Genomic DNA, 26,559 nt, shown 5'->3' with positions numbered 1-26,559 from the left:
GCCGTAAAGTGGCCTGACCACTTCTAGCGAGTTATCTGGCAAGAAGCTAGTGGCCTTGCCACTTATGTCGGACATAGCGCTGTAGCGCGGCGCAAGCCCTTGCAATAGGCTGTCTATCTACCCCGACACTGCGTCGGACGGATTACGGACACATGACCACTTCGACGGCCGAAACCCGCAAACTGTACCAACAGGTCGCCAACTCGATCGCCGACTCGATTCGGGACGGCGTGCACCGGCCTGGCCAGCGCCTGCCGTCCGAGCGCGACCTGGCCGAAGACTACAAGGTCAGCCGCCCCACCGTCCGCGAGGCGATGATCGCCCTCGAAATCCGCGGCCTGGTCGAGGCCCGCCACGGCTCGGGCGTCTATGTCACCGAGGCCCCGCGCGCGGAAGTCACCGCCCCCGAGCTGGACATCGGCGCCTTCGAGCTGACCGAGGCCCGCCGCCTGATCGAGGGCGAAGTCGCCGCCCTGGCCGCCGCCACCATCACCGAGGAAGAGCTGGCCGAGCTGGCCGCGATCATGGACGACATGGTCGTGGAGAACGACAGCGACCCGCGCGGCGGCGAGCGCGCCGACCGCCGCTTCCACGTCACCATCGCCCAGGCCAGCCGCAACAGCGCCCTGGTCACCGTCGTCGAGAACCTCTGGGACCTGCGCTACAAGTCGCCCCTGTGCCGGGCGATGCTGGAGCGCGCCCGCCAGGTCGGCGTGCGCCCGCTGATCGACGACCACCAGGAAATCCTGCTGGCCCTCAAGGAACGCGACCCGACCAACGCCCGCAACGCCATGCGCGAGCACCTGGGCCGGGTCATCGACAACCTGCTGACCGCCACCGAGATCGACGCCCTGGAACGGGCGCGCAACGAGGTCGCCGCGCGGCGGACGGAGCTGGCGAGACGGTCGGCGATCTAGACCAAGCACGCGCCACTCTGCTGCGCCCCTCTCCTTCCCCTCTGGGGGAGGGGGACCGCCGAAGGCGGTGGAGGGGCCGACCGAACGGTTCAGCTTTCTCTTGGTGGGTTCAGGACTGGCGCGGCGTTGGCTGGCCACAGGATATAACTCCGCTGCTCAGGGCCCCTCCACCGGCGTTCGCCGGTCCCCCTCCCCCGATGGGGGAGGAGAGAGAAATGGTCACGGCTCCGCTGCTTCACGCGGCTGACCGCTGAAGGTGTGGGGAGGCGACGGAGCGGCCGGGCGAACCCGGAGACCGTGAGGGTTTGTTGTGTTTCGGCTCGCAGACCGCTCCGCCAGGCTGTTCTTGCCCGTGAGGTCGGGAGGCGTGAGCGTTGTCTGCTCGGGTCCCCGTTTACCCCCGGACGGGCGCGGATCAACTGGATCGGCTACATCCGTCTCCAGCCCGACGATCCACGATAGGCGGCTTGTACGATCACCGCCCTGTCGCTCCGCTCACGGCTTGATCCCGGCGCTGCCTGATCGCCAGCCGATCCTCATGGAGGATGCGACGACCTTCGAGCCTCCGGGAGCCGCCAGCGGCCCCGCTCAACCTAGCCCCGCCGCCGTTTTGGGCCGGATCCAAACGCCCTCCCCCGCGACGGGGATGGCTATGATTGTGCGGCGGTTCTGGACGCGGATGATTGGCGAGGGCGTAAAAGTGAGAAGCGGTTGATTTCGCTAGGTTCGATCTCGCGAATTCCGAGGATGCAGCCGCGCCAATCCCCATACTGCCGCCTAAATGCCAAGTTGCGCGACAATTCGAGGAACCCATAAGGTAGCAGTTCAGAATCTGGGTCGGCCGCGTCGCGCCGAACGCTGCGGAGGGGCCGTGAGGGCGTTGGTCATTGCATTCCTCGCGCTGACGCTGGTGCTGGCTTCACCTGACGCGAAGGCGCAGTCGTCTCCAGCCGCTCCCGCCGGGGACGAGAAGGCGTTGGCCGGGGCGGTTCGGGACCTTTGTGGAAAGAAGGTCGCGCTGCTCGGGGAAGCGCCGAACCATGGCGACGGCGAGACCGAACAGTTCAAGGTGGCGCTGATCGACAGGCTGATCCGCCAATGCGGGTTCAATGCCGTTTTCTTCGAGGCCAGCCACTATGAGTTCTTGAACCTCGAGCGTGTTCGCAAATCCGGCGAGCGCGTGGGCGAGACCCAGATCGCAGCGGCCGTGGGCGGGATTTGGCGGTTCGACGCCGAGTTCCAGCCGCTGCTGCCGGTGCTGACCAATGGCTTCAACGCCGGCGCGCTGCATCTTGGCGGGCTGGACGATCAGCTGGGAGGTTTTGGCCAGGATTTCTCGAACAAGCAGCTCGGCGAAGACCTGACCGCAGGGCTGGCGCCGGATAGGCGCGGCGCGTGCCGTGAAGCGCTCCGCCACCGCATCTACCAGGACTACCCGTCCGAAAAGCCCTATTCGGCGCACGACAAGGAGATGTTGCAGCTTTGCCTGAGGCAGGCCGAGCCAAGTCTTGGCCACGTCGAGCAGAAGCAGATGCTGGACAGCCTTAACCGATGGATCGAACGCGATCTGCTTGGTGACGCCGCGATGGTCAACGGGCGCGAGCGCTCGATGTTCGAGAATTTCCGCTGGCTGAGCGCGCGACTGCCGCGATCAGCGAAGATCATCGTCTGGGGCGCCACGATCCATCTGGCCAAGGACGCCAGCGCCACGTCCTATTTCTCAGCGTCCGGCAATCTGGGCTCACGCGTCCATGCCCTGTACGGGAAAGCCGCTTACTCACTGGGCTTCTCGGCGCTCGAAGGCTCCGTCCGGGTCGGCGGGCGCGACGAGAAACCGCTGCCCGCGGCGCCAGCCGGATCTCTTGAGGCCCAGGTGATCGCGGGCGCGGACGCCGATCAGGACGCCGTCTATGTCGGGTCAAGCAGGCTGGCGAAATTTGGCCGCATCAGCGGGGCCGCCTTCAGCCACAAATTCCAGGAGACCGACTGGAGCCAGGCGCTCGATGGTATTGTCGTGTTCCGGCGAGAGCGTCCGGCTCAGCGCGTGCGCTGAGCCCAGGCGCCTGGAGAGAGGCCGAGGCGCGTAGGTCAGATTACGATCCACCTCTGGGCCACCTCCCCCGCAATGCGGGGGAGGTGGCCCAGAGGGCTGGAGGGGGCCAGCTCGGCCTATTCGGCACTCGCCCCCTCAGTCGCTCCGCGACAGCTCCCCCGCATCGCGGGGGAGCAGAGTGCGCACCCCCCTAGCGGACGTTCAGGGGGCTGACTTGCCCCCCGACAGCCAGTGCTCCAGCCCCGCTACCTCCGATAAGGCGCGATCAACAACCGGCTCTGCGCCGCCAGCTGCTGCCCGGCCAACCCGGCCGCCTTCGCCGCGAAGTCGGCCTCGCCATAGGCCCAGGCCGCCAGCTCATACATCGGCTGGGCGTCGCGGCTGGCCTCTTCGGGCTTCATTTCCTTGTACGGGAACGCCGCCTCGTTGCCGACGAACTGGGCCAGGTACTGGTAGGCGACGCGGATGCTCTGCCCCTTGCTGCCCTTGTAGCCCCAGAGGTCGACGCCGACGCACGGGCCCAGTTCGGCCATGCCGACCAGTGGCTCCAGCGCGAAGTAGCTGTAGTGCAGGCCCTTGGTGCGGGCGAGTTCCTTGGGCATCTTGCCGTCGGCCTCGACCTGCGGGTTGATCCGGTCCTTGCCGGCGGCGGCGATCACCTTTTTGGCCAGGTCGGGCTGGCGGGCGAACAGGGCGAAGGTGGCCAGCTGATAGTCGTACCAGATGCCGTGATTGTTCTCGGCCGCGCGCTCTTCCTTGCCGGTCGGGGCGGTCTGCATCCACTTGGCGTAGTCGCCGAACCAGGCCTCCAGGCCCTTCTGCTCGTCGGCGCTCAGCACCTTGGCCGGGGACAGCACGCCGATCGACTCGATGACCCGCAGCAGGCGGTAGGTGTCCAGCACCCCTTCCGCGCGACCCAGGGTGCGGCCGGGCACGCCCTGGGCGTAGGTCATGGACGGGTTCATCCGCGTGGCGGGATCCAGGAACCAGACCCGCAGGATCTGGGCGGCCTTGGTCGCGTACTTGGCGTCGCCGGTGAAGTAATAGGCCAGCGACAGCGCCTCGACGGCGCCGCCCATCTGGTCCATCCGCCCGGCGTCGAAGGCGTTGGTGTTCCGCTCGGGGTTCACGTCCCCGTCCTTGCGGATATAGGGCTCGCCGTTCGGCTGGGCCGGATCCGGCCACCAGTACGGGCCCATCGAGATGTAGTCGTGCTTGTCGCCGCTGGGCGGGGTTCGGCTCTTGTCGACGACGCTGTAGACGGGACCGGCCAGGGCCTTGTCGGCGCGGGCCAGCAGGGCCTTGTAGGCTGGGGCGATGGACGGATCGGCGACATTGGCCTTGGCCGCTTCCAGCCACTGCGGCTTCCAGCGGAACGTGCGGCGGCCGCCGAAGTCGGCCGAGTAGCCGTCGCCGGCCTTGCAGGTCGGCGCATCCGCCGCCATCGCCGTCGTGGCCGCTCCACTCGCCAGCACAGCCGCGCAAAGGGCCATCGCCCCGATCGAACGCATCATCTCACCGTTTCCCCGTTTCGCCGTGTTCCTCACGGTCATGGCGCGGACCATAGACGCGGCCCGCCAAGATTGGCCAGACCAAATTGGTCAATTTGGTCTGCCGCATTGCGCGTCCCCATGCCGGTCCGCTAACTAAGGTCGAGACAGCGTCCGTCAGAGGCGCGAATGGGGAGGTTACGATGCTTGCGAGACTGTCCGTCGCCCTGGCGAGCCTGACCCTGATCGCCAGCCCGGCCCTTGCCGGACCGCCCTCCGCCGCGCCCGCTCCGGCCGTCCGCGCCGATGTCTCCGCCTCCGCCCTGACCCTGGGCCGAGCCGTCGCCGACTGGCAGCTGCACCACATGGACGGCAAGTTCGACTATGTGCAGACCCACCGCCCCGGCACGCTGAATCCGCGCGGCTGGATCCAGGGCGCCTTCTATGTTGGCCTGACCGCTTTCGCCGAAAGGACAGGAGACTTGGGCTATACTCAGGCCCTGCGCGCCCACGGCGTCCAGCAGGACTGGGGCCTGGGCAAGCGGCCTCTGCACGCCGACGACCATGTCATCGCCCAGAGCTGGCTGTGGCTGAACGCCCGCGACCACGACGCCGCCCAGATCGCGCCGGTGAAGGCCCGCTTCGACGCCATCCTGGCCAACGAACCCAAGGCGGATCTCGCCTTCATCGACGGCCAGGAAGAGCAGCCCTGCCAGGCGCGCTGGTGCTGGAGCGACGCCCTGTTCATGGCCCCGCCGACCTGGACGGCCCTGTCGGTCGCCACCAAGGACCCGCGCTACGCCGCCTATGGCGACAAGGAGTTCTGGGCCACCACCGACTACCTGCTCGACAAGGAGTACGGCCTCTATTTCCGCGACAGCCGCTTCTTCGACCGCCGCGACGACCAGGGCCGCAAGATCTTCTGGAGCCGTGGCAATGGCTGGGTCTATGCCGGCGTCGTCAACATCCTCAAGACCCTGCCGGCCAACCATCCTTCGCGGCCGCGCTATGTCGCCCTGTTCAAGCGGATGTCGGCCAAGCTCGTTTCGCTGCAGAAGCCCGACGGCTACTGGTCGGTGTCGCTGCTGGCCCCCGAGCACAGCCCGCCCGAGACCAGCGGCACCGGCTTCTTCGTCTACGGCCTGGCCTGGGGCGTGAACCAGGGCTTGCTCAAGGATCCGAAATACGCCGGCTCGGCGCGCCTGGGCTGGTCGGCCCTGGCCAAGGCCGTGCAGCCGGACGGCAAGCTGGGCTGGGTGCAGCAGGTCGGCTACGCGCCGGACCACGTCGAGGCGGGCGATACGCAGCTCTATGGGTCGGGGGCGTTCCTGCTGGCGGCGTCGGAAGTCTCGCGCGGGCGCTTCTAGGGGCGCTGACGAAATCCCTCTCTCATAGAGAGAGGGAGGGGCCCACGCCGCAGGCGTGGGAGGGTGAGAGGTTACACCCTCACCGGACAAGCACTGACGAAAACACGCGGCGGAACGGCCTTGGGCATAGTGGCGCCCTCGTAACCTCTTACCCTCCCACCGCTTCGCGGCGGGACCCGCCCTCTCTCTAAGAGAGAGAGGGTTTTCGCACACCCCAAAAACATCGTTATTCAGTAAATCAGACTATTGAACTCTGAATTCCGGTCACTATGGCCACCTCGTCGTTCCGAGAACAATGAGATTTCGATTTCGTTCCAATAGTGTCGTTATCGATCTCCGTTCTGTTTCGCCATAGATAAGAGAACGACTTATTCGCGCCCCATTTGGCACAGGTCGTGACCTTTGGGAGACAGCGTCAAAATAACGTCATTACATTTCAAAGCGTGTGATTGACCACTTCGGGAGCAGAGTCCTAAGCCGCCGCCAACCGCCGGATCGCGACGGGACACTCTGCATCGGGCTGTAAGGACGCTGGCGTTCGCGCTGGCGAGGGCGGCCCGGAAGGATCAAGAATGAAGTACCAGATTACCCGGGGTCGTTTGCTCGCGACCACGATGATCGCGGGCGCGGCCACCCTGGCCGGCTTCGCGGCGAACGCTCAAACCGCCGCCGCTCCGGCCGATCAGACCGAAGTCGAGGCCGTCGTCGTCACCGGCTCGCTGCTGCGCCGCACCGACACCGCCACCCCCTCGCCCGTCACGGTCCAGACCAGCGAACAACTCAAGGCCCAAGGCATCACGACGGTGGCCGACGCCATCCGCAGCCTGTCGGCCGACAATTCGGGCTCGGTCCCGGCCGCCTTCGGCAACGGCTTCGCCGCCGGCTCGACGGGCGTCGCTTTGCGCGGCCTGACGGTCAACTCGACCCTGGTCATGATCGACGGCCTGCGCAACGCCAGCTACCCGCTGGCCGACGACGGCCAGCGCTCGTTCGTCGACCTCAACTCGATCCCGTTCAACGCCGTTGAGCGCATCGAGACGCTGAAGGACGGCGCCTCGTCGCTGTACGGCGCGGACGCCATCGGCGGCGTCGTCAACATCATCATGAAGTCCAACTACCAGGGCATGGGCGCCGACGCTTCGGTCGGCACGTCCCAGCACGGTGGCGGCGACCAGTTCCGCTTCAACGGCGAGATCGGCCACGGCGACCTCGATGCCGACAAGTACAACATGTACTTCGACGTCGAGTACCAGCTGGACAAGGCCATCCGCATCGACCAGCGCGGCTATCCGTACAACACCTTCGACCTGTCGGGCATTCCGGGCGGCACGAACGACAACCCGGGCGCGGGCGGCAGCACCTTCTACGGCCAGATCAAGCGCGCCACGATGGGGACGGCGGGCGACATCTCCACCGGCCAGGCCCTGGCCGGCGCCCTGTGGCAGCCGCTGCGCACCTGCGCCGCCGACGCCCCGCTGACCACCGCCGCGGGCGGCTCGTACTGCGCCCAGAACACCGGCCTCTTCGGCGAGGTCCAGCCCCGCCAGGAGCGCATCGGCGCCTATGGCCGCTTCACGATCAAGCCGAGCGACGACTTCCAGGCCTACATCTCGGCCAGCTTCGTGCAGTCGAAGACGTCGACGACCGGCGCCCCGCGCACGATCTCGTCGTCGACGCCGCACAACCTGTCGAACATCGTCCTGCCGTCGCGCCTGTCGAACGGCCAGCTGAACCCGAACAACCCGTTCGCGGCCGAAGGCTATGACGCGCTGATCCGCTATCGCTTCAGCGATATCGCCAACTCGGCCAACTACACCAACCGCATGGCCCGCATGGTCGGCGGCGTCGAAGGCAGCGCGGCGGGCTGGGACTACCACGCCAACCTCGTGCTCGCGCACGGCTGGCTGGAAAGCGCCAACTACGGCTTCATCAGCTACAATGCCCTGCAGAGCGCGGTGAAGAACGGCACGTACAACTTCATCGACCCGTCGAAGAACAGCCAGGCCGTCCGCGACGCCCTCGCCCCGGTGCTGGCCAAGACCTCGACCAGCGACCTGGACTCGATCAACATCGTGGCCTCGCGCGAGGTGTTCAACCTGCCGGGCGGCCCCGCTCAGCTGGGTCTGGGCGGCGAGTTCCGCTACGAGGCGGTCAACGACCCGGCCCTGAACCCGGTCAACGACGCGCAAGGCCTGGGCAACGCCCGCACCATCGGCAACCGAACGGTCGCCTCGGCCTTCGCCGAGCTGGGCATGCCGGTGCTGGACAATGTCGAGGTCAACGTCTCGGGTCGCTACGACCACTATTCGGACTTCGGCGACGCCTTCTCTCCGAAGATCGGCGTCAAATACACGCCCATCAAGACGGTCGCCCTGCGCGCCACCGTGTCGAAGGGCTTCCGCGCGCCGTCGTTCTCGGAGTCGGGCGACTCGGCCAGCCAGGGCTTCACGAACTTCTCGTTCGCGAACTACCCGGACTTCATCGCCGCGCACCACGGCAGCGAATACACCAAGACCTATTCGCTCTCGAACATCACCGCGGCCAACCCGGACCTGAAGCCGGAGAAGTCGACCAGCTACACGATGGGCGCCGTCTGGGCCCCGACGCGCAGCTTCAGCGTCTCGCTGGACTACTATCACATCAAGAAGAACGACGTGATCGCGCAAGCCTCGTCGGGTGACGCCATCGCCGCCTACTACGCCGGCAAGGCCATCCCGGCCGGCTTCGTGGTGACGCCGGACCTGGCCGATCCGGACGCTCCGAACGCCCTGCCGCGCATCCTCTCGGTGTCGTCGCCGTACATCAACGCCGACTCCCTGCGCACCAGCGGCATCGACCTGAACGTCCAGAACACGATGTACCTGCCGGCCGACATCAAGTGGACCAGCAACCTGGACGCCACCGTCCTGCTGGACTTCAAGTACACGCAGGGCGGCCAGACGTTTAACTACGTCGGCAAGCAGGCCCCGTACGTCTTGTCGTCGGGCGCCGGCACCCCCAAGTACCGCGCGTCGTGGAGCAACACCTTCACGCGCGGGCCGGTCAGCACGACGGCCACGCTGAACTATGTCAGCGGCCTGCGTTCGATCGACGAGAGCTACCAGGGCGACGACTCGTGCCTCTACGGCACGGCCGACTTCAAGTGCCACACGAAGGACTTCATCAGCACCGATCTGACGGGCGCCTACAACGTCAACGACAAGACGACGGTATATGCCGACGTCCTGAACCTGTTCGACGTCGGCCCGATGTTCAACCCGGCGAACTACGCCGCGGTGAACTGGAACCCGACCTACTCGCAGTCGGGCGCCGTGGGTCGCTACTTCCGCGTCGGCGTGCGCCTGAAGTACTAGGCCGCCGCGCGTACGAGCTATCTCGCGTACGGACCGCGTGAGTATGGTCCGATGAGATGGAGGGGGTCGTCCGCAAGGGCGGCCCCTTTTTTTTCATGACCCATTGTTCACCGAACAGCGGCCTTTCATGACGCATCGTTAAATCGCGGGGCGGTTGCGAGTTCGCTATGTCGGACGAAACGCGCGCTTTGCGGTATCGTCTGGCAAGGCTGTTCAGAGGATCCGCACAATGACCGCCTATTCGAAATTGGCCGCCCTGGCCGTGCTGGCCGCCGCCGTTCCCGTCACGGCCGCCGAAACCCCCGCCCCCTCCACCTATTGGCTGAGCGCCGAGACCACCTCGGGCCAGTTCGGCGGCATGGGCGGCGGCGGGCGCCCCTCCGCCACCTCGATGATGCGTGGGATGATGGGCGGCGGTTCGCAGGTGAACCACAACCTGACGCTCCAGCTGGGCTCGCCGCAGCGTCCCACGGCCGCGCCGGCCGCCGACCACATCCCGCCCACCACCTTGCGCGCCGGTCCCAGCCTGCCGCTGCTGACGCCCCGCATCGATCCGGCCAAGCCCGTGCGCGAGGACGAGCCGCAGCAACTCCCCTACGAGAAGCCCAAGGGCAAGATGCTGATCTACTGGGGCTGCGGCGAGCACGTCGGCCCCGGCCAGCCGCTGGTCGTCGATTTCGCCAAGCCCCAGAGCCTGGCGGCGCTGGGAACCAACGCCGTGGCCTTCATGCGCCCGCCATCGCCATCGCGTTTCGCCACCTATGGCGACTGGCCCAACGAGAAGACCCGCAAGACCGTACCGGCCGACGGCTCGCTGGTCGGCGACCACGTTGTGCGCGGCAACTATTCGCCCGAGATCCGCTTCAGCCTGAACGCCAACCAGGACTTCCTGGCCCCGTTCGTCCTGAACGAACAGACCGCCCTGGCCAGCGGCGCCACGCGCGTCTCGTGGAACGCCATCCCCAACGCCCGCGCCTATTTCGGCATGCTGATCGGCGCCAGCCAGACCCCGGGCGAGGACGGCCAGACCATGGTGCTGTGGAGCTCCAGCGCCACCCGCCAGGGTTTCGGCGCCTTCCACGACTACCTGGCCCAGGACGAGATCACCCGCCAGTTGGGCCTGAAGACGCTGCTGCCGGCCCAGACCACGACCTGCACCGTGCCGGCCGAGGTCACCAAGGCCGCGCCGATGGCCATGCTCAGCATGACCGCCTGGGGCGGCGAGGCCAACTTCGCCTATCCGCCCAAGCCGGCCGATCCCAAGGCGGTCTGGAAGCCGGAGTGGTTCACCAAGGTCCGCTACAAGTCGACCACCGGGACCATGCTGGGCATGCCCTCGATGGGCGGCGGCATGAACCAGGCCTACGGCGCCCCTTCCTCACAGAACCCGCAAAACCCGCCCCCGCCGCCGGGCAAGGTCGACAAGAAGGCCATCGCCAAGGGCCTGCTGAAGGGCATTACCGGCTTCTAGGAACCCCGCCGGAGCAAAAAATGGGCTGGCCGGCCCGTTGCTCCGACGGCGGAAATCCGGTCCAGCTTCGTCGGTCCAGGGAGAGCGGATGCGCCGATGCGCCCGCCAGGGATTGATGGGGTAGTGCGATGACGCGTGGTGCAGCGATGGCCGGTGCGGCCCTCGGCGTGGTGCTGGCTTTCGGCGGGATCGGGGGCGCGATCGCCGCCGACATCACCCCGCCCGACAAGGCCTTCGCCCAGCCGGTCGGCAGCGACTACTTCCTGGCCGACTACACCGCCTACGAGGCCTATCTGAAGACCCTGGCCGGCCAGTCGGACCGCATGAAGCTGGTCGACATCGGCAAGACCGAGGAAGGCCGCACCCAGTGGATGGCGATCGTCTCCTCGCCCGCCAACCTGGCCAAGCTGGACGACTACAAGGCCATCGCCCGCAAGCTGGCCAAGGCCGAGGGCGTGTCCAAGGACGAAGCCGCCAAGCTGGCCGCCCAGGGCAAGGCCGTAGTCTGGATCGACGCGGGTTTGCACGCCAACGAGACGATCACCACCCAGGGCCAGATCCAGGTGCTGTACCGGATGCTGACCCAGACCGATCCGGAGACGATGCGTCTGCTGGACGACTGCATCATCCTGTTCGCGCAGGACAATCCGGACGGGATGGAGATGATCTCGGACTGGTACATGCGCAACCAGGACCCGAAGAAGCGCGAGTTCGGCTCGCTGCCGCGCCTGTACCACAAGTACATCGGCCACGATAACAACCGCGACAGCTTCATGTCGTCGATGGCCGAGACCACCAACGTCAACAAGCAGCTGTTCCGCGAGTGGTATCCGCAGATCGTCTACAACCAGCACCAGACCGGCCCCAACGGCATGGTGGTATTCGTCCCGCCGTTCCGCGACCCGTTCAACTTCAACTACGACCCGCTGGTCATGACCGAGCTGCAGGAAGTCGGCATGGCCATGCACAGCCGCCTGGTGGCCGAGGACAAGAAGGGCTCGGGCGCCCGTAGCGCCGCGCCCTACTCGACCTGGCACAACGGCATGGAGCGGTCGGTCGCCTACTTCCACAATTCGATCGGCCTGCTGACCGAGATCATCGGCGGCCCGACCCCGACGACGGTCAATCTGGTGCCGGACCTGCAACTACCCAGCAACGACCGCCCGGCCCCGATCGAGCCGCGCACTTGGCGCCTTCAGGACTCGCTGGACTACCAGTGGACCATGAACATGGCGGTGCTGGACTACGCGTCGCGCAACAAGGAGCGCCTGCTCTTCAACATCTGGAAGATGGGCGACAACAGCATCAAGCGCGGCAGCCAGGACAGCTGGACCACCACCCCGACCCGCGTCGAGGAGCTGGCCGCCGCCGGCAAGGGCAAGCCCGGGCCTTACGGCCAGGCCATCGATCCGACGCTCTACAAGTCGGTGCTGCAGACGCCGGAGGAGCGTGACGCGCGCGCCTATGTCATCCCGTCCGACCAGGCCGACATGCCGACCGTGGTCGCCTTCCTCAACGCCCTGATCAAGACCGGCGTCGACGTGGACAAGGCGACCAAGCCCTTCGCGATCGGGGCCAAGACCTATCCGGCCGGCTCCTATGTCGTGCGCTCGGCCCAGGCCTATCGCCCGCACATCATGGACATGTTCGAGCCGCAGGATCACCCGCACGACCTGGAATATCCGGGCGGCCCGCCCAAGGCGCCGTACGACGTCACCGGCTATACCCTGGCCTACCAGATGGGCATCCAGTTCGACCGCATCCTGGACGGCTTCGAGGCCCCGACGGCGCGCGTGCCGGACCTGATCCCGGTCGCGCCGGGTTCGGTGAAGGGCTCGGGCGGCGCGGGCTGGCTGGTCAGCCACGAAACCAACGCCAGCTTCACCCTGACCAACCGCCTGCTGAAGGCCGGCGCCAAGGTCTATTGGGTCAAGGACGGCGCCAAGGCGGGTAAGGTCGCCTTTGGCCCCGGCGCGATCTGGATCCCCGCCTCGCCCGCCGCGAAGGCGGTGATCGACAAGGGCGTGAAGGACTTAGGGATCGACGCCTACGCGGCCGGCAAGCCCTCGGGCGCGACCATCGCCCTGAAGCCGATCCGCGTCGGCCTGGTGGACGTCTATGGCGGCTCGATGCCCTCGGGCTGGAACCGCTGGATGTTCGAGAAGTTCGAGGCCCCCTTCCAGGTCGTCTACCCGCAACGCCTGGACGCCGGCGACATCGCCAAGGACTTCGACGTGCTGGTGTTCCCGGACGGCGTGGTCCCCGCGCCCGCCGAGGGTCCGTTCAAGGCCGGTCGCGGCGGCCAGCAGCCCAAGCCCGAGGACATCCCGGCCGAGTACCGCGCCTGGCTGGGCCGGGTCTCCGACGACAAGACCCTGCCCAAGATCGCCGACTTCGTGAAGGGCGGCGGCACGGTGGTGGCCATCGGCGCCTCGACCCGCCTGGCCACGGCCCTGGGCGCGCCGGTCGAGGTCGCCACGGCCAAGACCGAGAACGGCCAGCTGGAGGCCCTGACCAACCGCGAGCTCTACATCCCGGGCTCGGTGCTGCGGGCCAAGGTCGATCCGAAGCAGCCCCTGGCCTATGGCGCGCCCGAGCAGGTCGACGTGTTCTTCGACCGCAGCCCCGCCTTCACCCTGAAGGCCGACGCCAAGGGCGTGGCGCGGGTGGCCTGGTTCGACAGCGACAAGCCGCTGCGCAGCGGCTGGGCCGTCGGCCAGGACAAGCTGAAGGGCTCGACGGCCATGCTCGACGTCGACATCGGCAAGGGCAAGGTCTTCGCCTTCGGGCCCGAGATCACCCAACGGGCGCAGTCGTACGGGACGTTCAAGTTCCTGTTCAACGGGCTGCTGTACGGGCCGGCGGTGTCGAAGAAGTAGGCCGAAAGACGCCCCCTCCGTCACGCTGCGTATCCGCAGCGCGCCACCTCCCCCGTTTCACGGGGCAGGAGGGTGCAGCCGTTCTTCTCCTGCCCCGCTTGCGGGGGAGGTGGCGCGGCGCCGATAGGCGACGTGACGGAGGGGGCGCTCTCTACACTCCCCACAAAACGAAATCGCCGCCGGAGGGGCAGCTCCGGCGGCGAGTGATCGTGCCCCGAGGCAGCTCGGGGGGGAGGGTCAGCCTCTAGGGCGCGATCGCCTCGGCTCCAGGGCGACGCGGATCCGCGCCGCCCAGGAAGAGACCCTTGTCGATCATGATCGACTGGGCGGAGCCCATGGTCTCGTCCGAGGATAGGGGGTGGCCCATCGCCTTGAGGGCGGCCACCGTGTCGGGATTGAAGTTGGGCTCGAGACGCAGGTTGTCGCTCGCGTCCTGGAAGATGCGCGGCTGATGCGTGGCCTCGGCGACGTTCATCTTGAAGTCGATGACGTTGACGACGACCTGCAGCACCGTGTCGATGATGGTGCTGCCGCCCGGCGTGCCGGTGATCAACCACGGCTTGCCATCCTTGAAGACCATGGTCGGCATCATGGTGGACAGCACGCGCTTGCCCGGCGCCAGGGCGTTGGGCGGAGCCGCCTTGCCGGCCTTCTGGGCCCGCCAGGCCGCCTCGTGGGCGTAGTTGTTCATCTGGTTGTTGAGCACGAAACCCGCGCCCTCGACCATCACGCCCGAGCCGAAGTCGGCGCCCAGGGTGAAGGTGTTGGAGACCGCGTTGCCCTCGGCGTCGGCCACCGAGAAGTGGGTGGTGTTGTGGCTCTCGAACGCCCACGGATCGCCGACGCCCAGTTCCTTGGCCGACTTGGCCTTGTCCGGGTCGATCAGCTTGGCGCGCGAGGCGGCGTATTCCTTGGAGACATAGCCCCGCAGCGGCACCGAGACAAAGTCGGTGTCGCCCAGATAGCGATAGCGGTCGGCGTAGCCGAGCTTCATCGTCTCGGCCATCAGGTGCAGCGACTTGGCTGAGCCCGCCCCGGCGGCCTGCAGGTCGAAGCCTTCCAGGATGTTGAGCATCTCCAGCAGGGTCGCGCCGCCGGCGCTGGCGGGCGGCGAGGTCTTCACCGTCAGGCCGCGATAGGTGCCGACCAGCGGCGGACGCAGCACGGCCTTGTAGGACGCCAGGTCCTCGGCGGTGATCAGGCCGCCGTGCTTCTTCATGTCGGCGGCGAAGCGCTGGGCGATCTCGCCCTTGTAGAACGCGTCCGCCCCGCCGTCGGCGATCTGGCGCAGCGACCAGGCCAGGTCGGGCTGCTTCAGCACCTCGCCTGGGCGATAGAGCTCGCCGTTCTTGTAGAAGGCCTTCTTGCCGGCCTCGCTCTCGGACAGGCGCTGCTTGCCCCAGCTGAAGACGAAGGCCTCGTCGGGCGACAGGGCCACGCCGTCGGCGGCCAGCTTGTAGGCGGGCTCGACGATCTGCTTCCACGGCAGGCGGCCGTACTTCTGGTGGGCCAGGAACAGGCCCGCGACGGTGCCCGGCACGGTCGGGGCGCGGTAGCCGCGGGAGGCGACGTCGTCGATCTCCTTGCCCTTCTCATCGACGAAGGTGTCGAGCGTGGCGGCCTTGGGCGCGATGCCGCGATAGTCGATGAAGACGGTCTGATTGGTCTTGGCGATATAGACCATCATGAAGCCGTCGCCGCCGATATTGCCGGCGCGTGGCAGGGTCACGGCCAGGGCGAAGGCGGTGGCGACCGCGGCGTCCACGGCGTTGCCGCCCTGGCGCAGGATGTCGGCGCCGACCCGGGTGGCGATGGAATTCTGGCTGACCACCATGCCGCGCTCGCCGACCACCGGCGAGTGGATGCTGGGGTACTCGAGCAGCTGCTTCTTCTGGGCCACGGCGTCGCCGGCGGCGATCGGCGTGAGCGTAAGAGCCAGCGCCGAGGCGGCCGTGGCGAACAGGCGGAAGGGTTTCACGGCGCCCTCATTGGGAAGCGAACATTCAAGAAACCGACCTTCCCGGAATGCCGGGACCCAGATCATAAGGCTGTATCGGGACCGTATTTGGCGCCTCGAAGCCCTACGATCTGGGCCCCGGCATTCGCCGGGGAGATCGGGTGTTTCTGGATCAGAACTTCTTGGACAGGTTCATGTACCAGTAGCGGCCCGTCGCGTTGTGCAAGGCGCCCGAGTAGCCGAAGTTGGACGCCGAGATCGGCGGGTCCTTGTCGAACACGTTGCGGGCGCCGACGCGGATGGTCGAGCCGTCGAACATGCCGTCCTTGAACGCGTACTGGGCGTACAGGCTGACCGTGGTCCAGTCCTTGATCGGGAAGTACTGGCCGTTCACCTGGGCCGGGCCGGTGTCATAGACCTCGCCGACATAGTTCACGAACGCGCCCGCGCCCCAGCCCTTGTTGCGCCAGGTGAAGCTGGCGGTGCCGCGGAACTCGGGGAAGCCGTCCATCTTGATCTGGTTGCCGGCCGACGAGATCGACAGGCCCGGCAGCGTGCCCGCCGCCACGGCGGCCTGCAGCTGGGCTTCCAGCGGGCTGGCCGACTGGTCGTACTTCAGCAGCTTGGCCACGTTGACCGACATGCCGAAGTCGCCCCAGGGGGTGTCGTCCAGGTCGTAGTCGAGGCTGAAGTCGACGCCCTGCACCATGCGCGGCTGCAGGTTCTGATAGGTGTCGTTGATGGCCGTGATGTTGCCGACCTTCACGCCGCCGACCGGCGGGTCGCGCAGGACGTTCGGGTTCGACGAGCCCTGCAGGCGCAGCAGGTAGTCGTAGGCGATGGCGTTATAGCCGCCCACGACGCCGATGACGCCCTTCTCGCGGATCGACCAGAAGTCGGTGGTCAGGGTCAGCTTGCCGAACTGCTGCGGAATGAAGGTCGGCTGATAGACGAAGCCGACCGTGGCGTTGTCGGCCTCTTCCGGCTTCAGATCCTTGTTGCCGCTGCGGATCTCGATCGTGCTGGCGCTGGCGCAGGTGGTGGCGTTGATCCGGCACTGGCCGTAGTCGATGCGGCTGTTCGAGACCGTCGCGCCGTCGCTGTAGAACTGCGGCAGGTTCGGCGCGCGGAAGCTCTGCGAGACCGAGCCGCGCAGGGCCAGGCCGTAGCCGACCTTCCAGTAGATCGCGCCCTTGGGCTTCAGCACGTTGCCGAAGTCGGAATAGTCTTCGTCGCGGGCGGCGATCTGCAGGCTGACTTCCTCGACCAGCGGGATGTTCATCTCGGGCGAGATGATCGGCACGGCCAGTTCGAAGAAGGCCGACTTGATCGAGCGGTGCGCGTTGACGTCCACCGAGCCCGAGGCGCCCATCACGTCGGTGCCGTAGGTCACGCCGGTGACGCTGTTGGTGTACTTGATCTTGCCGTCCAGCCGGTCGTCGCGATCGTCCATGTACGTCTCGCGGCGCCACTCGACGCCAGCCGCGACGCCGACGTCGCCGCCGGGCAGACGGAACAGGTCCTTCTTGGAAATCTTGAAGTCGGCCAGGGCCAGCGAGGTCTCGCTGATCCGGTAGACGTTGATCAGGAACGAGTTGATGGTCGCCCGGTCGCTGAGCGTCGTGTCGCCCAGCGAGTAGTTGTCGAGATTGCCGCCATTGAACGGGTTGTAGGCCGAGGAGTCGGTCTTGTTCACGGCCTGCTGGAACAGCGTGTTGCTGATCGCATTGTGGGTCATGTCCTTGGTGCGGGCCTTCGAATAGAGGACCGCCGAATCCCACTTCCAGCCGTTCCACTTGCCCTTCAGCCCGCCCAGCACGCGATAGCTGTCGTCCGTCACCGTGTAGGTGCGCGGGCCGGTGTCGACCGGGCGGTAGGTGGTCATGGTCATGGCCAGGCCCGTGGTTGGCACGCCGGTCAGGTTGGCCAGGCGGTTGGGGCTGGTGGTCGGACCGAAGGGGTTCCAGTAGGCGTTGGCCGCGATGCTGATCGGGGCCGTGCTCAGCGGGGCCGACTGCTCGCGGCTGCCCGAGAACAGGGCGTGGTAGTAGCCCAGCTCGCCATAGGCCGTGACGTCGCCGAAGTCGTGCTCGACGGTCGAGAACAGGTTGGTGCGCTCGACGCCGCCCTTCAGCGTGCGGTCGGGGTTCTCGTCATAGCGCAGCACGCGGTCGGTCGTGCCGGTGATCGTGCCCGACTTCAGGCAGATGTTCCCGGCCAGCACGGTGCTGGAGCAGCCAGCGGCCGTGTTGGTGATCGGCTCGATGTGGAACACGCCCGAGGTGGTCAGGGCCACCGTGCCCTGGCGCACGGCCGTGGTCGACGGAATGACCGTGAACGAGCCCCAGGGGCTCGACGTCGAGCGGCTGTCGAAGGTGGTGTTGTCCACCCACGGCGTGTTGGCGATCTGCGCGCGGTGATCCTCGCTGACCGAGTAGGCGCGCTCGCTCGCCATCAGGCGGCTGCGACCCGTGTAGTTGCCGAAGAAGGTCAGGCGGGTGCCGTCTTCCAGCCGCGTGCCGGCCTTCACGTTGAACGAGCCTTCGCGATAACCGGTGCCTTCCGAACCGCCGACCTGCGCTTCCATCTTCAGGCCGCGGAAGCGGGTGTCGAGCACGGTGTTGATCACGCCGGCCACGGCGTCGGTGCCGTAGATGGCCGCGGCGCCGTCGCGGAGGACTTCGACGCGCTTGACGCCCGAGACCGGGAACGAGTTGGTGTTGACGGTCTGGACCGGCACGAGGTTCTCGGTCTGGCTGCCCGGCGCCAGCACGGCGCGGCGGCCGTTCAGCAGGGCCAGGGTGTTGCCTGTGCCCAGGCTGCGCAGGTTCAGCGAGGCGATGTCGCCGCGCGCGTCGTTCAGGTTGCCGGTCGTGCGGGCTTCCTGGAACTGTACATCGCCGGCCTGCGGGATCGAGCGGAACAGTTCGTCGCCCGAGACCGCGCCCGTGGCGATGATGTCGTTCTCGCCGATCACCGTCACCGGCAGGGCTCCGGTCGCGCGCGCGCCTTCGATCTGCGAACCGACGACCACGACGGCTTCGACGGTCTGGGCCTCTTCGTCAGTCGCGCCGGCCCTTGCGCTGAAGGACTGGGGGCCTTGGGCCGAAGCCTGGCGCAGCGTGATCGTCTTCCCGTCGTCCGAAGCCACGACAAGGCCGGCGGCCGCGGCCAGCTTGGCCAGGGCGTCAGCGTCGGCCACGTCGCCGGTCACGGCCGGCGTGCGCTTGCCGCTGACGGCTTCGAACGGGAACAGGACCTGCTTGCCCGACTGCTTGGCGAAGGCCTGCAAGGCGGTGACGGCGTCACCGGCCGGGATGTTGAAGCTGTGGCGCCCCCCCTGGGCGAGGGCCGGACCGGCCAGGACCAGGACAGCGGCTGACGCCATCAGGAAGCCGCGAACCGTGCGGCGGCGGGTTTCGATCGACATTTTTCTTGGTTACCCCTCGGGGCGTCCGCCATCCCCATGGGAAGACGCCTTCAAAGGACCGACGCGGACGGATCGGGTTTCCGCCATACCGAACGGAGATTTTTTGCGATGGAAGCTGTCATCCCGGCCGCAGCGCAGCGGAGAGCCGGGACCGCAACAGGCGCCGAGCTTCCGGCGGTCCCGGATCGGCGCGCTTCGCGCTTGTCCGGGATGACAGTTTTTACGGGCTATCCCCGCCGCGACAGGCGGATCGCCCCGTCCGCGCTCTGCGACGCCCGCACCGGGAAGGCGCTGGTCACGGCGGTCACGAAGCTCTTGGGCTCGGTCGTCTGGAAGTAGCCGGCCAGGCGCAGGCCGGAGATCGACGGATCGGCGATGCTGATCTGCTGTTTGTTGTAGCGATTGAACTCGGCGACGGCCTGGTCCAGCGACTGGCCGTTCAGGGCGATGGCGCCTTGCCGCCAGGCCAAGGCCCGGTCGATCTCGTTCTCGGACACCGCCCGCGAGCGGCTGCCCGCCGAGCTGTAGATCGCCGCGACGCCGGCGGTCAGGCGCAGCTCGTCCTTGTGTCCACTTGGGCGCTCGGCCGGGGCCGGATCCAGTGCGACCGCCCCGCGCTTGACCGTCACGGCCGCGCCGTCCGAGCGCAGGCGCACGGCCATCTCGGTGGAGCCGTCGGCCTCCATCACCGCGTCGGCGGCCTTGATCACGAACGGACGCGCGTCCTTGGCGGCCTCGAACACGGCCTCGCCCCGGATCAGCTTCACCTCGCGCACGCCGTTGCGGAAGCGCACCACGACCTTGCTGTTGGTGTTCAGCTCGATGCGGCTGTTGTCGCTGAGCACCACGACCCGGCGCTCGCCGATGGCCGTGGCGTAGGCGGTCCCGCCACCAAAGGTCATGACGCCGGTCACCGTCAGGGCGACGGCGGCCGCGGCGGCCATGCCGCGCGCCCAGTTCGACTGGCTGAGCCGAGGCAGGGTCAGGCGGCGCTCCGGCGCCAGCAGGTCGCGGTCGGGCCGCTCGACAGCGGGACGCAGCGCGCGCAAACGGTCGAGGCGCGCCCAGCCGGCGGCCTCGCGTTCGAAGGCGGCTTCGTGTTCGTGGCTTTCAGCGCGCCAGGCCTCGAAGGCGGCGCGATCGGCGGCGGAACACGAGGCATCGTCAAGCCGCACCACCCAGAGGGCGGCGACCTGCCTTACCGCTTCGCGTCGTGATCCCGTCTCGCGCTCCATGAGCGTCCTTCGTCGACCTTACTCTTGCGTCCGATACGACGTCCCAGCTTGTCGGAACAGTACCGAAGACCCTTCACCAAATGCTTCTCTACAGTAGAGACGGACAGGCCGAGCCGAACCGCTATCTCGTCTGGCGAGAGGCTGTAAACTTTTCTCAACGTGAAGACGCGGCGGCACTGCGCGGGCAGCTCCGAGATCGCTTCGGCCAAGGCCCGCAGTTCCTCACGCGATTCGAGCAGCATGTGGGCGCCCGGCGTCTCGTCGATCGGTTCGATGCGTTCGAAATCGGCGACGGCGGTGATGGTCAGCACCTTGCGGCGGCGCAGGGCGTCCAGCGCGCAGTTGCGCAGGATGCGGGTGGCGAAAGCGCCGGGATTGCTGACTTCGCGCCAGGTTTTGCAAGCGATCGTACGGGCGAACGTCTCGTGGACCAGGTCCTCGGGATCGGTCTGGCCGTCGCGGCAGAACTGCCGGGCGTAGGCCAGCAGGTCCGGTTCGAGCGGGAGGATCTCCCGCCGGAACCAGGCGCGCCTGTCTTCGTCTTCTTGAGCCATGACGCTCCCCTCAAGGAGCAGCCAAGCCCATCGGGAGCCGGATGGCAACCCGGCGGCAACCGCCGCCGGGTTTGTTCCGTGTCGCTGCCTAGTCGTCGATCACGTTGTTGCGGGTGTCCTTAAGGAACAGCCCGCCGATGACGGCGGTGACGCCGGCGATGATCACCGGGTACCAGAGACCGGAGTAGATGTTGCCCGTCGCCGCCACGATGGCGAAGGCCGTGGTCGGCAGGAAACCGCCGAACCAGCCGTTGCCGATGTGGTAGGGCAGCGACATGGCCGTGTAGCGGATGCGGGTCGGGAACAGCTCGACCAGCATGGCCGCGATCGGGCCGTAGACCATGGTCACATAGATCACCAGCAGGGCCAGAAGGCCGATGACGGCCGGCTTGTTGACCAGCTTTGGATCGGCCTTGGCCGGATAGCCGGCGGCCTTCAGCTGGTCGCCGAGATCGGCTTCCCAGGCCTTGCGCTCGGCGGCGAAGGCCTTGCCGGTGGTCCCCTTGGCGTCGAAGCCCTGCAGGGTGACGCCGCCGACCTGCACGCTGGTCGGCGCGCCGGCCGAGGCCTCATGGACGCTGTAGCTGACGCCGGCCTTGGCCAGATAGGCCTTGGCCACGTCGCAGGGCGTGTTGAACTTGGCCTTGCCGATCAGGTCGAACTGGAAGGCGCAGGTGGACTTGTCCGCCGACACCACGACCGGGGCCGAGGCCTCGGCATGGGCCAGGACCGGGTTGGCGTAGGTCGTGATGCCCTTGAAGATCGGGAAATAGGTCGCCGCCGCCAGCAGGCAGCCGGCGATGATGATAGGCTTGCGGCCGATCTTGTCCGACAGCCAGCCGAAGATGACGAAGAACGGCGTGCCAATCAGCAGGGCGATCGCCACCAGCGTGTTGGCGTGGGCGCCGTCCAGCTTCAGCGTCTTTTCCAGGAAGAACAGCGCGTAGAACTGGCCGGTGTACCAGACGACCGCCTGGCCCATGGTCAGCCCGACCAGCGACAGGATCACGACCTTCAGGTTCTTCCAGTTGCCGAAGGCCTCCTTCAGCGGCTGCTTGGTGCCCTTTCCCTCGGCGATCATCTTCTGGAAGGTCGGGCTCTCGTGCAGCTTCAGGCGGATCCAGAGGGACACGCCCAGCAGCAGCATCGAGACCAGGAACGGGATGCGCCAGCCCCAGGTCTTGAACTGCTCCTCGCCCAGCTGGGTGCGGGTGACCAGGATAACGGCCAGCGACAGGAACAGGCCCACCGTCGCCGTGGTCTGGATCCAGCTGGTGTAGAAGCCGCGCTTACCCTCCGGCGCGTGCTCGGCGACATAGGTGGCCGCGCCGCCGTACTCGCCGCCCAGGGCCAGGCCCTGGACCAGGCGCATCAGCACCAGCGCGATCGGGGCCGCGACGCCGATCTGGGCGTAGGACGGCAACAGGCCGACCACGAAGGTCGAGACGCCCATCAGCAGCATGGTGATCAGGAAGGTGTTCTTGCGGCCCCAGATGTCGCCCAGGCGTCCGAAGATCACCGCGCCCAGCGGCCGGATCGCGAAGCCGGCGGCGAAGGCCAGCAGCGCCAGGATGAAGCCGGTCGTCTCGTTGACGCCCGAGAAGAAGTGATTGGTGATGATCGCCGCCAGCGATCCGTAGAGATAGAAATCGTACCACTCGAACACCGTGCCCAGGGACGACGCCCCGATCACCAGCGCGTCGCGCCCTTTAGTGGGCGCGGCTTGGCTGTCAGCCCCCATACGCTTAGTCCCTTCCCTCGATGCGCCGCGTGTCCCCCGCGGTCGCGCGACCTTAACTCAGACAACGGGATTCTTAGATCAAGGTTTTCTGGTAGCGCTACCGTGATTTGAAGACCGTCGGTCGGGCGGCAGAACGACTCCTTAAGGTCGAGCCCGCAATATTCTGCAACGCTTCGCAACAAAGCGCCCCGGAAGAGGGCGTCTCGCTTCGGCAGGCCAGAATGTCCGCTCCGCTCGCGCCCCTGATCCACGCCCGGTTCGAAGCCCAGGCGCGTGCCAATCCAGGCGCCGTGGCCCTTTCCAGCGCGCGCGGAACCCTCACCTACGGCCAGCTCGACGCCCTCTCGGCCGCCCTCGCCGCGCGGCTGACGCCGGGTGTGCTGACCGGCATCCTGGCCACGCGCGGCCCGCGCCTGGTCGTGGCCATGCTGGCCTGCGCCCGCGCCGGCGCGCCGTTCGTGGTGCTGGACCTGGCCTATCCGCAGCCGCGCCTGCGCAAGATGCTCGACATCTGCCGCCCGGGCCTGCTGCTGGAAGCGGGAGCCGCGCCGGACGACCTCTCGGACCTGCCGCGCCTGCCCGTGCCGCTGGCCGCCGAGACGGCCGAGGTCGCCCTGCCGACCGTTAATCCGCATGCACCGGCCTATCTGCTGTTCACCTCGGGCAGCACCGGCGAGCCCAAGTGCGTCGCCGTCTCGCACCATCCGCTGGTCAATTTCGTCGGCTGGCAGGAGCGGACCTTCGCGCTCGGCGCCGAGGATCGGTTCACCCTGCTGTCGGGCCTCTCGCACGACCCGGTGCTGCGTGACGTCTTCACGCCGCTGAGCGTGGGCGCCAGCCTGCACATCCCCGATCAGGCGACCCTGACGGCGCCAGGGGGCTTGGCGAGCTGGTTCGCGCACGTTCGCCCCACCAACGCCCACATGACCCCGCCGCTGGGCCAGCTGCTGACCGCCGGCAAGGGCCAAACCGCCCTGCCCGACCTGCGCCACATCTTCTGGGGCGGCGACGTCCTGCGCCGCAGCCTGGTCGAGGCGGTCACCGCTCTCGCCCCGAACTGCGAGAGCGTGAACTTCTACGGCGCCACCGAGACGCCCCAGGCCGCCGCCTCCCATCGCGTGCCGCGCCAGGGCGACGGCGAGGATCGCTTGCCGATCGGCCAGGGCATCGATGGCTTCGAGGTCGCCGTGGTCGACGAAGCCGGCGCCGAGGTCGCGGACGGCGGCGTCGTCATCCGCTCGTCCTTCCTGACCCTGGGCCTGGTGCGCGAGGGCGTCCTGCCCGCCCCGGCCGCGCCCACTCCGCAGAGCTACGCCACCGGCGACATCGGCCAGCGTGGCGCCGACGGCGCGGTGACGGTGCGCGGTCGCCAGGACGATCAGGTCAAGATCCGCGGCTACCGCGTCGAGATGGCCGAGGTCACCGCCGCCGCCCTGCGCGCGCCGTACATCTCGCAAGCCGTGACCCTGAACATCGGCGCCGGCGACACCGCGCGCCTGGCCCTGTTCGTCCAGCCACTGAACCCGGATCTGGCCCTGGACGCCGAGGCCCTGCGCGGCCGCCTGGTCGCAGCCCTGCCCGACTACATGGTCCCGGACACGATCGTCGTCCTGCCAGCCCTGCCCCTGCTGCCCAATGGCAAGGTCGACCGCCAGGCGCTGATCGAGCAGGCCCGAGAACGGGCCAAGACCCGTCCCGCCGCCGCGCCCGCCCGCGCCGCCGCCTCGCCCCTGGAGAAGACCCTGGTCGCCGACTGGAGCGACCTCTTCGCCCGCGAGGTCGGGGTCGATGACAGTTTCGCCAGCCTGGGCGGCGACAGCCTGTCCTACGTCACCGCCTATCTGTCGCTGGAAGAGGCCCTGGGGCAGGTGCCCGAGGGCTGGACCACCATGAGCCTGGCGCAGCTGGCCGCCACGGTCGGCGGCGAGGCCCCGAAGAAGGGCCTCTTTGCCTGGATCGAGAGCGCCATCCTGCTGCGCGCCGTGGCCATCTGCGGCGTGGTCGCCAGCCACTTCCAGCTGATCTTCACCGGCGGCAGCGCCACCAGCGCCCTGCTGTTCGTCTCCGGCTACATCTTCGGCTCGCTGCAGCTGAACGAGATGGAGCACGGCAAGTCGCTGAAGCCCCTGGGCAGGCTGCTGAAGGGCCTGCTGCTGCCGTTGTTCGCTTATGAACTGGCCAATACGGCGCTGAAGCTGCTGACCCACGACCCGGTGCGACTGTCGAGCCTGCTGCTCTACACCGACTTCATGGACTATCGCGGCCTGCCGGCCGACGGGCCCAACGCCTATGGCGGGCACGATCCGGTGATGTGGTACGTGCACTGCATCTTCCATGTCATCCTGCTGTACGGCGCGGTGTTCTGGCTGCTGGACCGGGTATTCAAGCTGGCCAAGCCGGCCCTGGCCACGGCCCTGACCATCCTGACCCTGGGCCTGCTGGGCCGCTTCCTGCTGCCCTTCGCCTTCGTGCCCGACTTCGGCCGCGCGCCGCTGGACATGATGTCGGTGTTCAAGCACGCGCCCAGCACCCACATGGCGACCTTCGCCCTCGCCGCCCTCGCCGGCTTCCTGAAGGGGCGCTGGCGGGTCGTGCTGACCATCGCCGCCACGCTCTACGCCCTGGCCAGCGCGCCGTTCTACACCATCGGCGACGCGGCCGTTCTGGCCCCAATCGCGGCGCTGGTCCTGTTCGTTCCGAAGGTTCCGTGGCCGCGCCTGCTGTCCAAGCCGGTCTATCTGATCGCCGGCGCGTCGCTGTTCATCTACCTGATCCACTTCAAGGTGCTGGGGATCTGGACGCGCGTCACCGACGCCTCGCTGGTCTTCGCCTGGCTCGGCGCGATCGTCGCGGGCGTGGTCGCCTGGGGCTGCTGGAACTTCGCGATGAAGCAGCTACCGGCCCTGCCCGGACTGCTGCGACGCGTCCTGCCGCTCAAGGCTTCGACCAAGCCGGCGCCGGCGGTTCCGTAGCCCTTCGCCATCGGCTAGGGTCCGCGCCGAACCATTGGCAAGGACTCCGATGATCAAGTCGACGCTGGCCCGCCGCACCCTGCTGGGCGCCCTCAGCCTGTTCGCCGCCTCGCCCGCGCTCGCCGCCGGCAAGCCGCGCGTGGCCATCGAGACCGACAAGGGCACGATCGTCGTCGAACTGGAGGACAAGAAGGCCCCGATCACCGCGGCCAACTTCCTCGCCTATGTCGATCGGCATCGCTTTGACAACGGCCAGTTCTTCCGCGCCAACCGGGCCAAGGGCGCGCCGGGCGCCGGCTCGATCCAGGGCCAGCCCAAACCCTATTCCCGCCGCGCCCCGCCGATCGCCCACGAGAGCACGCTGAAGACCGGCCTGAAGCACAAGGCCGGCGCCATCTCGATGGGCCGCGACGCGCCGGGCTCGGCCACCGCCGACTTCTTCATCTGCGCCAGCGCCCAGCCCTATCTCGACGCCAAGCCCGGCAAGTCCGACGCGGCCCAGGGCTACGCCGTGTTCGGCTATGTCGTGCAGGGCATGGACGTCGTGAAGAAGATCCTGTCCGGCCGCACCGACGGCCCGACCAACGTGCCCTCGATGAAGGGCCAGATCCTGAACCCGCCGGTGAAGATCATCTCGATGAAGCGGGTGTGAGGGGCGCGAAACTCCGCGAGCGCCCCTAGTCAGACCTAGTCAAACTTCTCGAATAGGTCGTCGAGCAGAGGCCGCCGCCAGTCGTCTAGGTCGTCCTTGCCTCGAGCGCGCTCGATTTTCTCAAAGCAAGCGCGCACGTCGCTGCCTTCAACGTGCTCGATCGTCTCGATAGCTTCGAGCGCCTCGTGAGCCACCTCGAAGCCACCGGTGGCGACCAAGTCGATCAGCAAAGCCAAATGCGGTGCGCAGTCATAGTGCCTAAGCGCATGGACCAACGTGCCGCGATGGTTGGCGAGGTCAGGTCGTTGGATCAACCGCACAAGAACCTCATCAAGCCCGGAGAACTTCACCTCTGCGAGACGGAGCGCCAAAGCGTTGCGCGTCGCTACATCCACCGCGTTTTCGAGCGACAGCAATTCCGAGGATGCGCCTTCGAGATCGTTCATGAGCCCCTTTTAGACCGAATGGCCAAGGTCCGATAACCACCC

The 26,559-nt window shown here is 67.5% G+C and carries 13 protein-coding genes and 3 pseudogenes; 9 read left to right on the top strand and 7 right to left on the bottom strand.

The features are described 5' to 3' along the window. Window positions 1-152 precede the first annotated feature (152 nt). Together AC07NN_RS11580 and AC07NN_RS11575 are read left to right on the top strand one after the other, a co-directional pair. Window positions 153-917: a FadR/GntR family transcriptional regulator gene (locus AC07NN_RS11580; RefSeq protein WP_494640810.1), complete on the top strand. Its 765-nt coding sequence runs from the start codon at window positions 153-155 to the stop codon at window positions 915-917. 871 nt (window positions 918-1,788) lie between these two features. Beyond that, window positions 1,789-2,970 carry an erythromycin esterase family protein gene (locus AC07NN_RS11575; RefSeq protein WP_494640808.1) on the top strand — a complete coding sequence of 394 codons (1,182 nt, stop codon included), beginning with the start codon at window positions 1,789-1,791 and terminating at the stop codon, window positions 2,968-2,970. 245 nt (window positions 2,971-3,215) lie between these two features. Here AC07NN_RS11575 and AC07NN_RS11570 read toward each other — a convergent pair whose 3' ends face one another. Continuing rightward, window positions 3,216-4,484 carry an alginate lyase family protein gene (locus AC07NN_RS11570; RefSeq protein ID WP_494640806.1) on the bottom strand — a complete coding sequence of 423 codons (1,269 nt, stop codon included), beginning with the start codon at window positions 4,482-4,484 and terminating at the stop codon, window positions 3,216-3,218. A gap of 179 nt (window positions 4,485-4,663) precedes the next feature. Between AC07NN_RS11570 and AC07NN_RS11565 the strand changes: the two genes are divergently transcribed. From AC07NN_RS11565 to AC07NN_RS11545, 5 genes and pseudogenes are all read left to right on the top strand, one after another. Beyond that, window positions 4,664-5,827 (top strand): glycoside hydrolase family 88/105 protein, encoded by a 1,164-nt coding sequence (locus tag AC07NN_RS11565; protein ID WP_494640804.1) that lies wholly within the window; start codon window positions 4,664-4,666, stop codon window positions 5,825-5,827. 572 nt (window positions 5,828-6,399) lie between these two features. After that, window positions 6,400-9,180: a TonB-dependent receptor plug domain-containing protein gene (locus tag AC07NN_RS11560; RefSeq protein WP_494640802.1), complete on the top strand. Its 2,781-nt coding sequence runs from the start codon at window positions 6,400-6,402 to the stop codon at window positions 9,178-9,180. A 229-nt stretch (window positions 9,181-9,409) separates the two neighbouring features. Next, window positions 9,410-10,651: a hypothetical protein gene (locus AC07NN_RS11555; RefSeq protein ID WP_494640800.1), complete on the top strand. Its 1,242-nt coding sequence runs from the start codon at window positions 9,410-9,412 to the stop codon at window positions 10,649-10,651. Between the two features lie 37 nt (window positions 10,652-10,688). Beyond that, window positions 10,689-13,530, top strand: a pseudogene (locus AC07NN_RS11550) (M14 family metallopeptidase). 9 nt (window positions 13,531-13,539) lie between these two features. Continuing rightward, window positions 13,540-13,657 (top strand): annotated as a pseudogene (locus AC07NN_RS11545) (hypothetical protein); the annotation flags it as partial. Window positions 13,658-13,774: 117 nt separating this feature from the next. Here the strand turns inward: AC07NN_RS11545 and ggt are convergent. From ggt to AC07NN_RS11520, 5 genes and pseudogenes are all read right to left on the bottom strand, one after another. Next, window positions 13,775-15,632, bottom strand: a pseudogene (gene ggt, locus AC07NN_RS11540) (gamma-glutamyltransferase). Window positions 15,633-15,659: 27 nt separating this feature from the next. After that, complete coding sequence (locus AC07NN_RS11535) at window positions 15,660-18,917, bottom strand: TonB-dependent receptor domain-containing protein (RefSeq protein ID WP_494640798.1); 3,258 nt, start codon at window positions 18,915-18,917, stop codon at window positions 15,660-15,662. A 227-nt stretch (window positions 18,918-19,144) separates the two neighbouring features. Beyond that, complete coding sequence (locus AC07NN_RS11530) at window positions 19,145-20,152, bottom strand: FecR family protein (RefSeq protein ID WP_494640796.1); 1,008 nt, start codon at window positions 20,150-20,152, stop codon at window positions 19,145-19,147. Continuing rightward, the gene (locus AC07NN_RS11525) at window positions 20,116-20,706 is read right to left on the bottom strand and encodes an RNA polymerase sigma factor (RefSeq protein WP_494640794.1); all 591 of its coding nucleotides are present in this window, start codon (window positions 20,704-20,706) and stop codon (window positions 20,116-20,118) included. Before AC07NN_RS11525 ends, AC07NN_RS11530 begins: the two co-directional genes overlap by 37 nt. A gap of 88 nt (window positions 20,707-20,794) precedes the next feature. Then, entirely contained in the window at window positions 20,795-22,447 is a 1,653-nt protein-coding gene (locus AC07NN_RS11520; protein WP_494640792.1) for an MFS transporter, read from the bottom strand. A gap of 221 nt (window positions 22,448-22,668) precedes the next feature. Here AC07NN_RS11520 and AC07NN_RS11515 point away from each other — a divergent pair, with 221 nt between their 5' ends. Together AC07NN_RS11515 and AC07NN_RS11510 are read left to right on the top strand one after the other, a co-directional pair. Further along, window positions 22,669-25,419: an AMP-binding protein gene (locus tag AC07NN_RS11515; protein ID WP_494640790.1), complete on the top strand. Its 2,751-nt coding sequence runs from the start codon at window positions 22,669-22,671 to the stop codon at window positions 25,417-25,419. 49 nt (window positions 25,420-25,468) lie between these two features. After that, on the top strand, window positions 25,469-26,071 hold the full coding sequence (locus AC07NN_RS11510) for a peptidylprolyl isomerase (RefSeq protein ID WP_494640788.1): 603 nt from the start codon (window positions 25,469-25,471) through the stop codon (window positions 26,069-26,071). A 35-nt stretch (window positions 26,072-26,106) separates the two neighbouring features. Here AC07NN_RS11510 and AC07NN_RS11505 read toward each other — a convergent pair whose 3' ends face one another. Next, window positions 26,107-26,517, bottom strand: a complete 411-nt coding sequence (locus AC07NN_RS11505) for a hypothetical protein (RefSeq protein ID WP_494640786.1) — start codon at window positions 26,515-26,517, stop codon at window positions 26,107-26,109. Between the last annotated feature and the right edge of the window lie 42 nt (window positions 26,518-26,559).

It is taken from the genome of Caulobacter sp. GW821-FHT09H08 (genome assembly GCF_059415885.1).
The sequence above is the reverse complement of the archived record's forward strand: the minus strand, read 5'-3'. Positions and strand labels throughout refer to the sequence as shown.

Bases quoted from the DNA above. Each gene is read 5' to 3' on its own strand.
- AC07NN_RS11510 (WP_494640788.1), top strand. From the start codon at position 25,469: ATGATCAAGTCGACGCTGGCCCGCCGCACCCTGCTGGGCGCCCTCAGC.
- AC07NN_RS11530 (WP_494640796.1), bottom strand. From the start codon at position 20,152: ATGGAGCGCGAGACGGGATCACGACGCGAAGCGGTAAGGCAGGTCGCC.
- AC07NN_RS11570 (WP_494640806.1), bottom strand. From the start codon at position 4,484: ATGATGCGTTCGATCGGGGCGATGGCCCTTTGCGCGGCTGTGCTGGCG.
- AC07NN_RS11515 (WP_494640790.1), top strand. From the start codon at position 22,669: ATGTCCGCTCCGCTCGCGCCCCTGATCCACGCCCGGTTCGAAGCCCAG.
- AC07NN_RS11520 (WP_494640792.1), bottom strand. From the start codon at position 22,447: ATGGGGGCTGACAGCCAAGCCGCGCCCACTAAAGGGCGCGACGCGCTG.
- AC07NN_RS11560 (WP_494640802.1), top strand. From the start codon at position 6,400: ATGAAGTACCAGATTACCCGGGGTCGTTTGCTCGCGACCACGATGATC.
- AC07NN_RS11565 (WP_494640804.1), top strand. From the start codon at position 4,664: ATGCTTGCGAGACTGTCCGTCGCCCTGGCGAGCCTGACCCTGATCGCC.
- AC07NN_RS11535 (WP_494640798.1), bottom strand. From the start codon at position 18,917: ATGTCGATCGAAACCCGCCGCCGCACGGTTCGCGGCTTCCTGATGGCG.
- AC07NN_RS11555 (WP_494640800.1), top strand. From the start codon at position 9,410: ATGACCGCCTATTCGAAATTGGCCGCCCTGGCCGTGCTGGCCGCCGCC.
- AC07NN_RS11580 (WP_494640810.1), top strand. From the start codon at position 153: ATGACCACTTCGACGGCCGAAACCCGCAAACTGTACCAACAGGTCGCC.
- AC07NN_RS11505 (WP_494640786.1), bottom strand. From the start codon at position 26,517: ATGAACGATCTCGAAGGCGCATCCTCGGAATTGCTGTCGCTCGAAAAC.
- AC07NN_RS11525 (WP_494640794.1), bottom strand. From the start codon at position 20,706: ATGGCTCAAGAAGACGAAGACAGGCGCGCCTGGTTCCGGCGGGAGATC.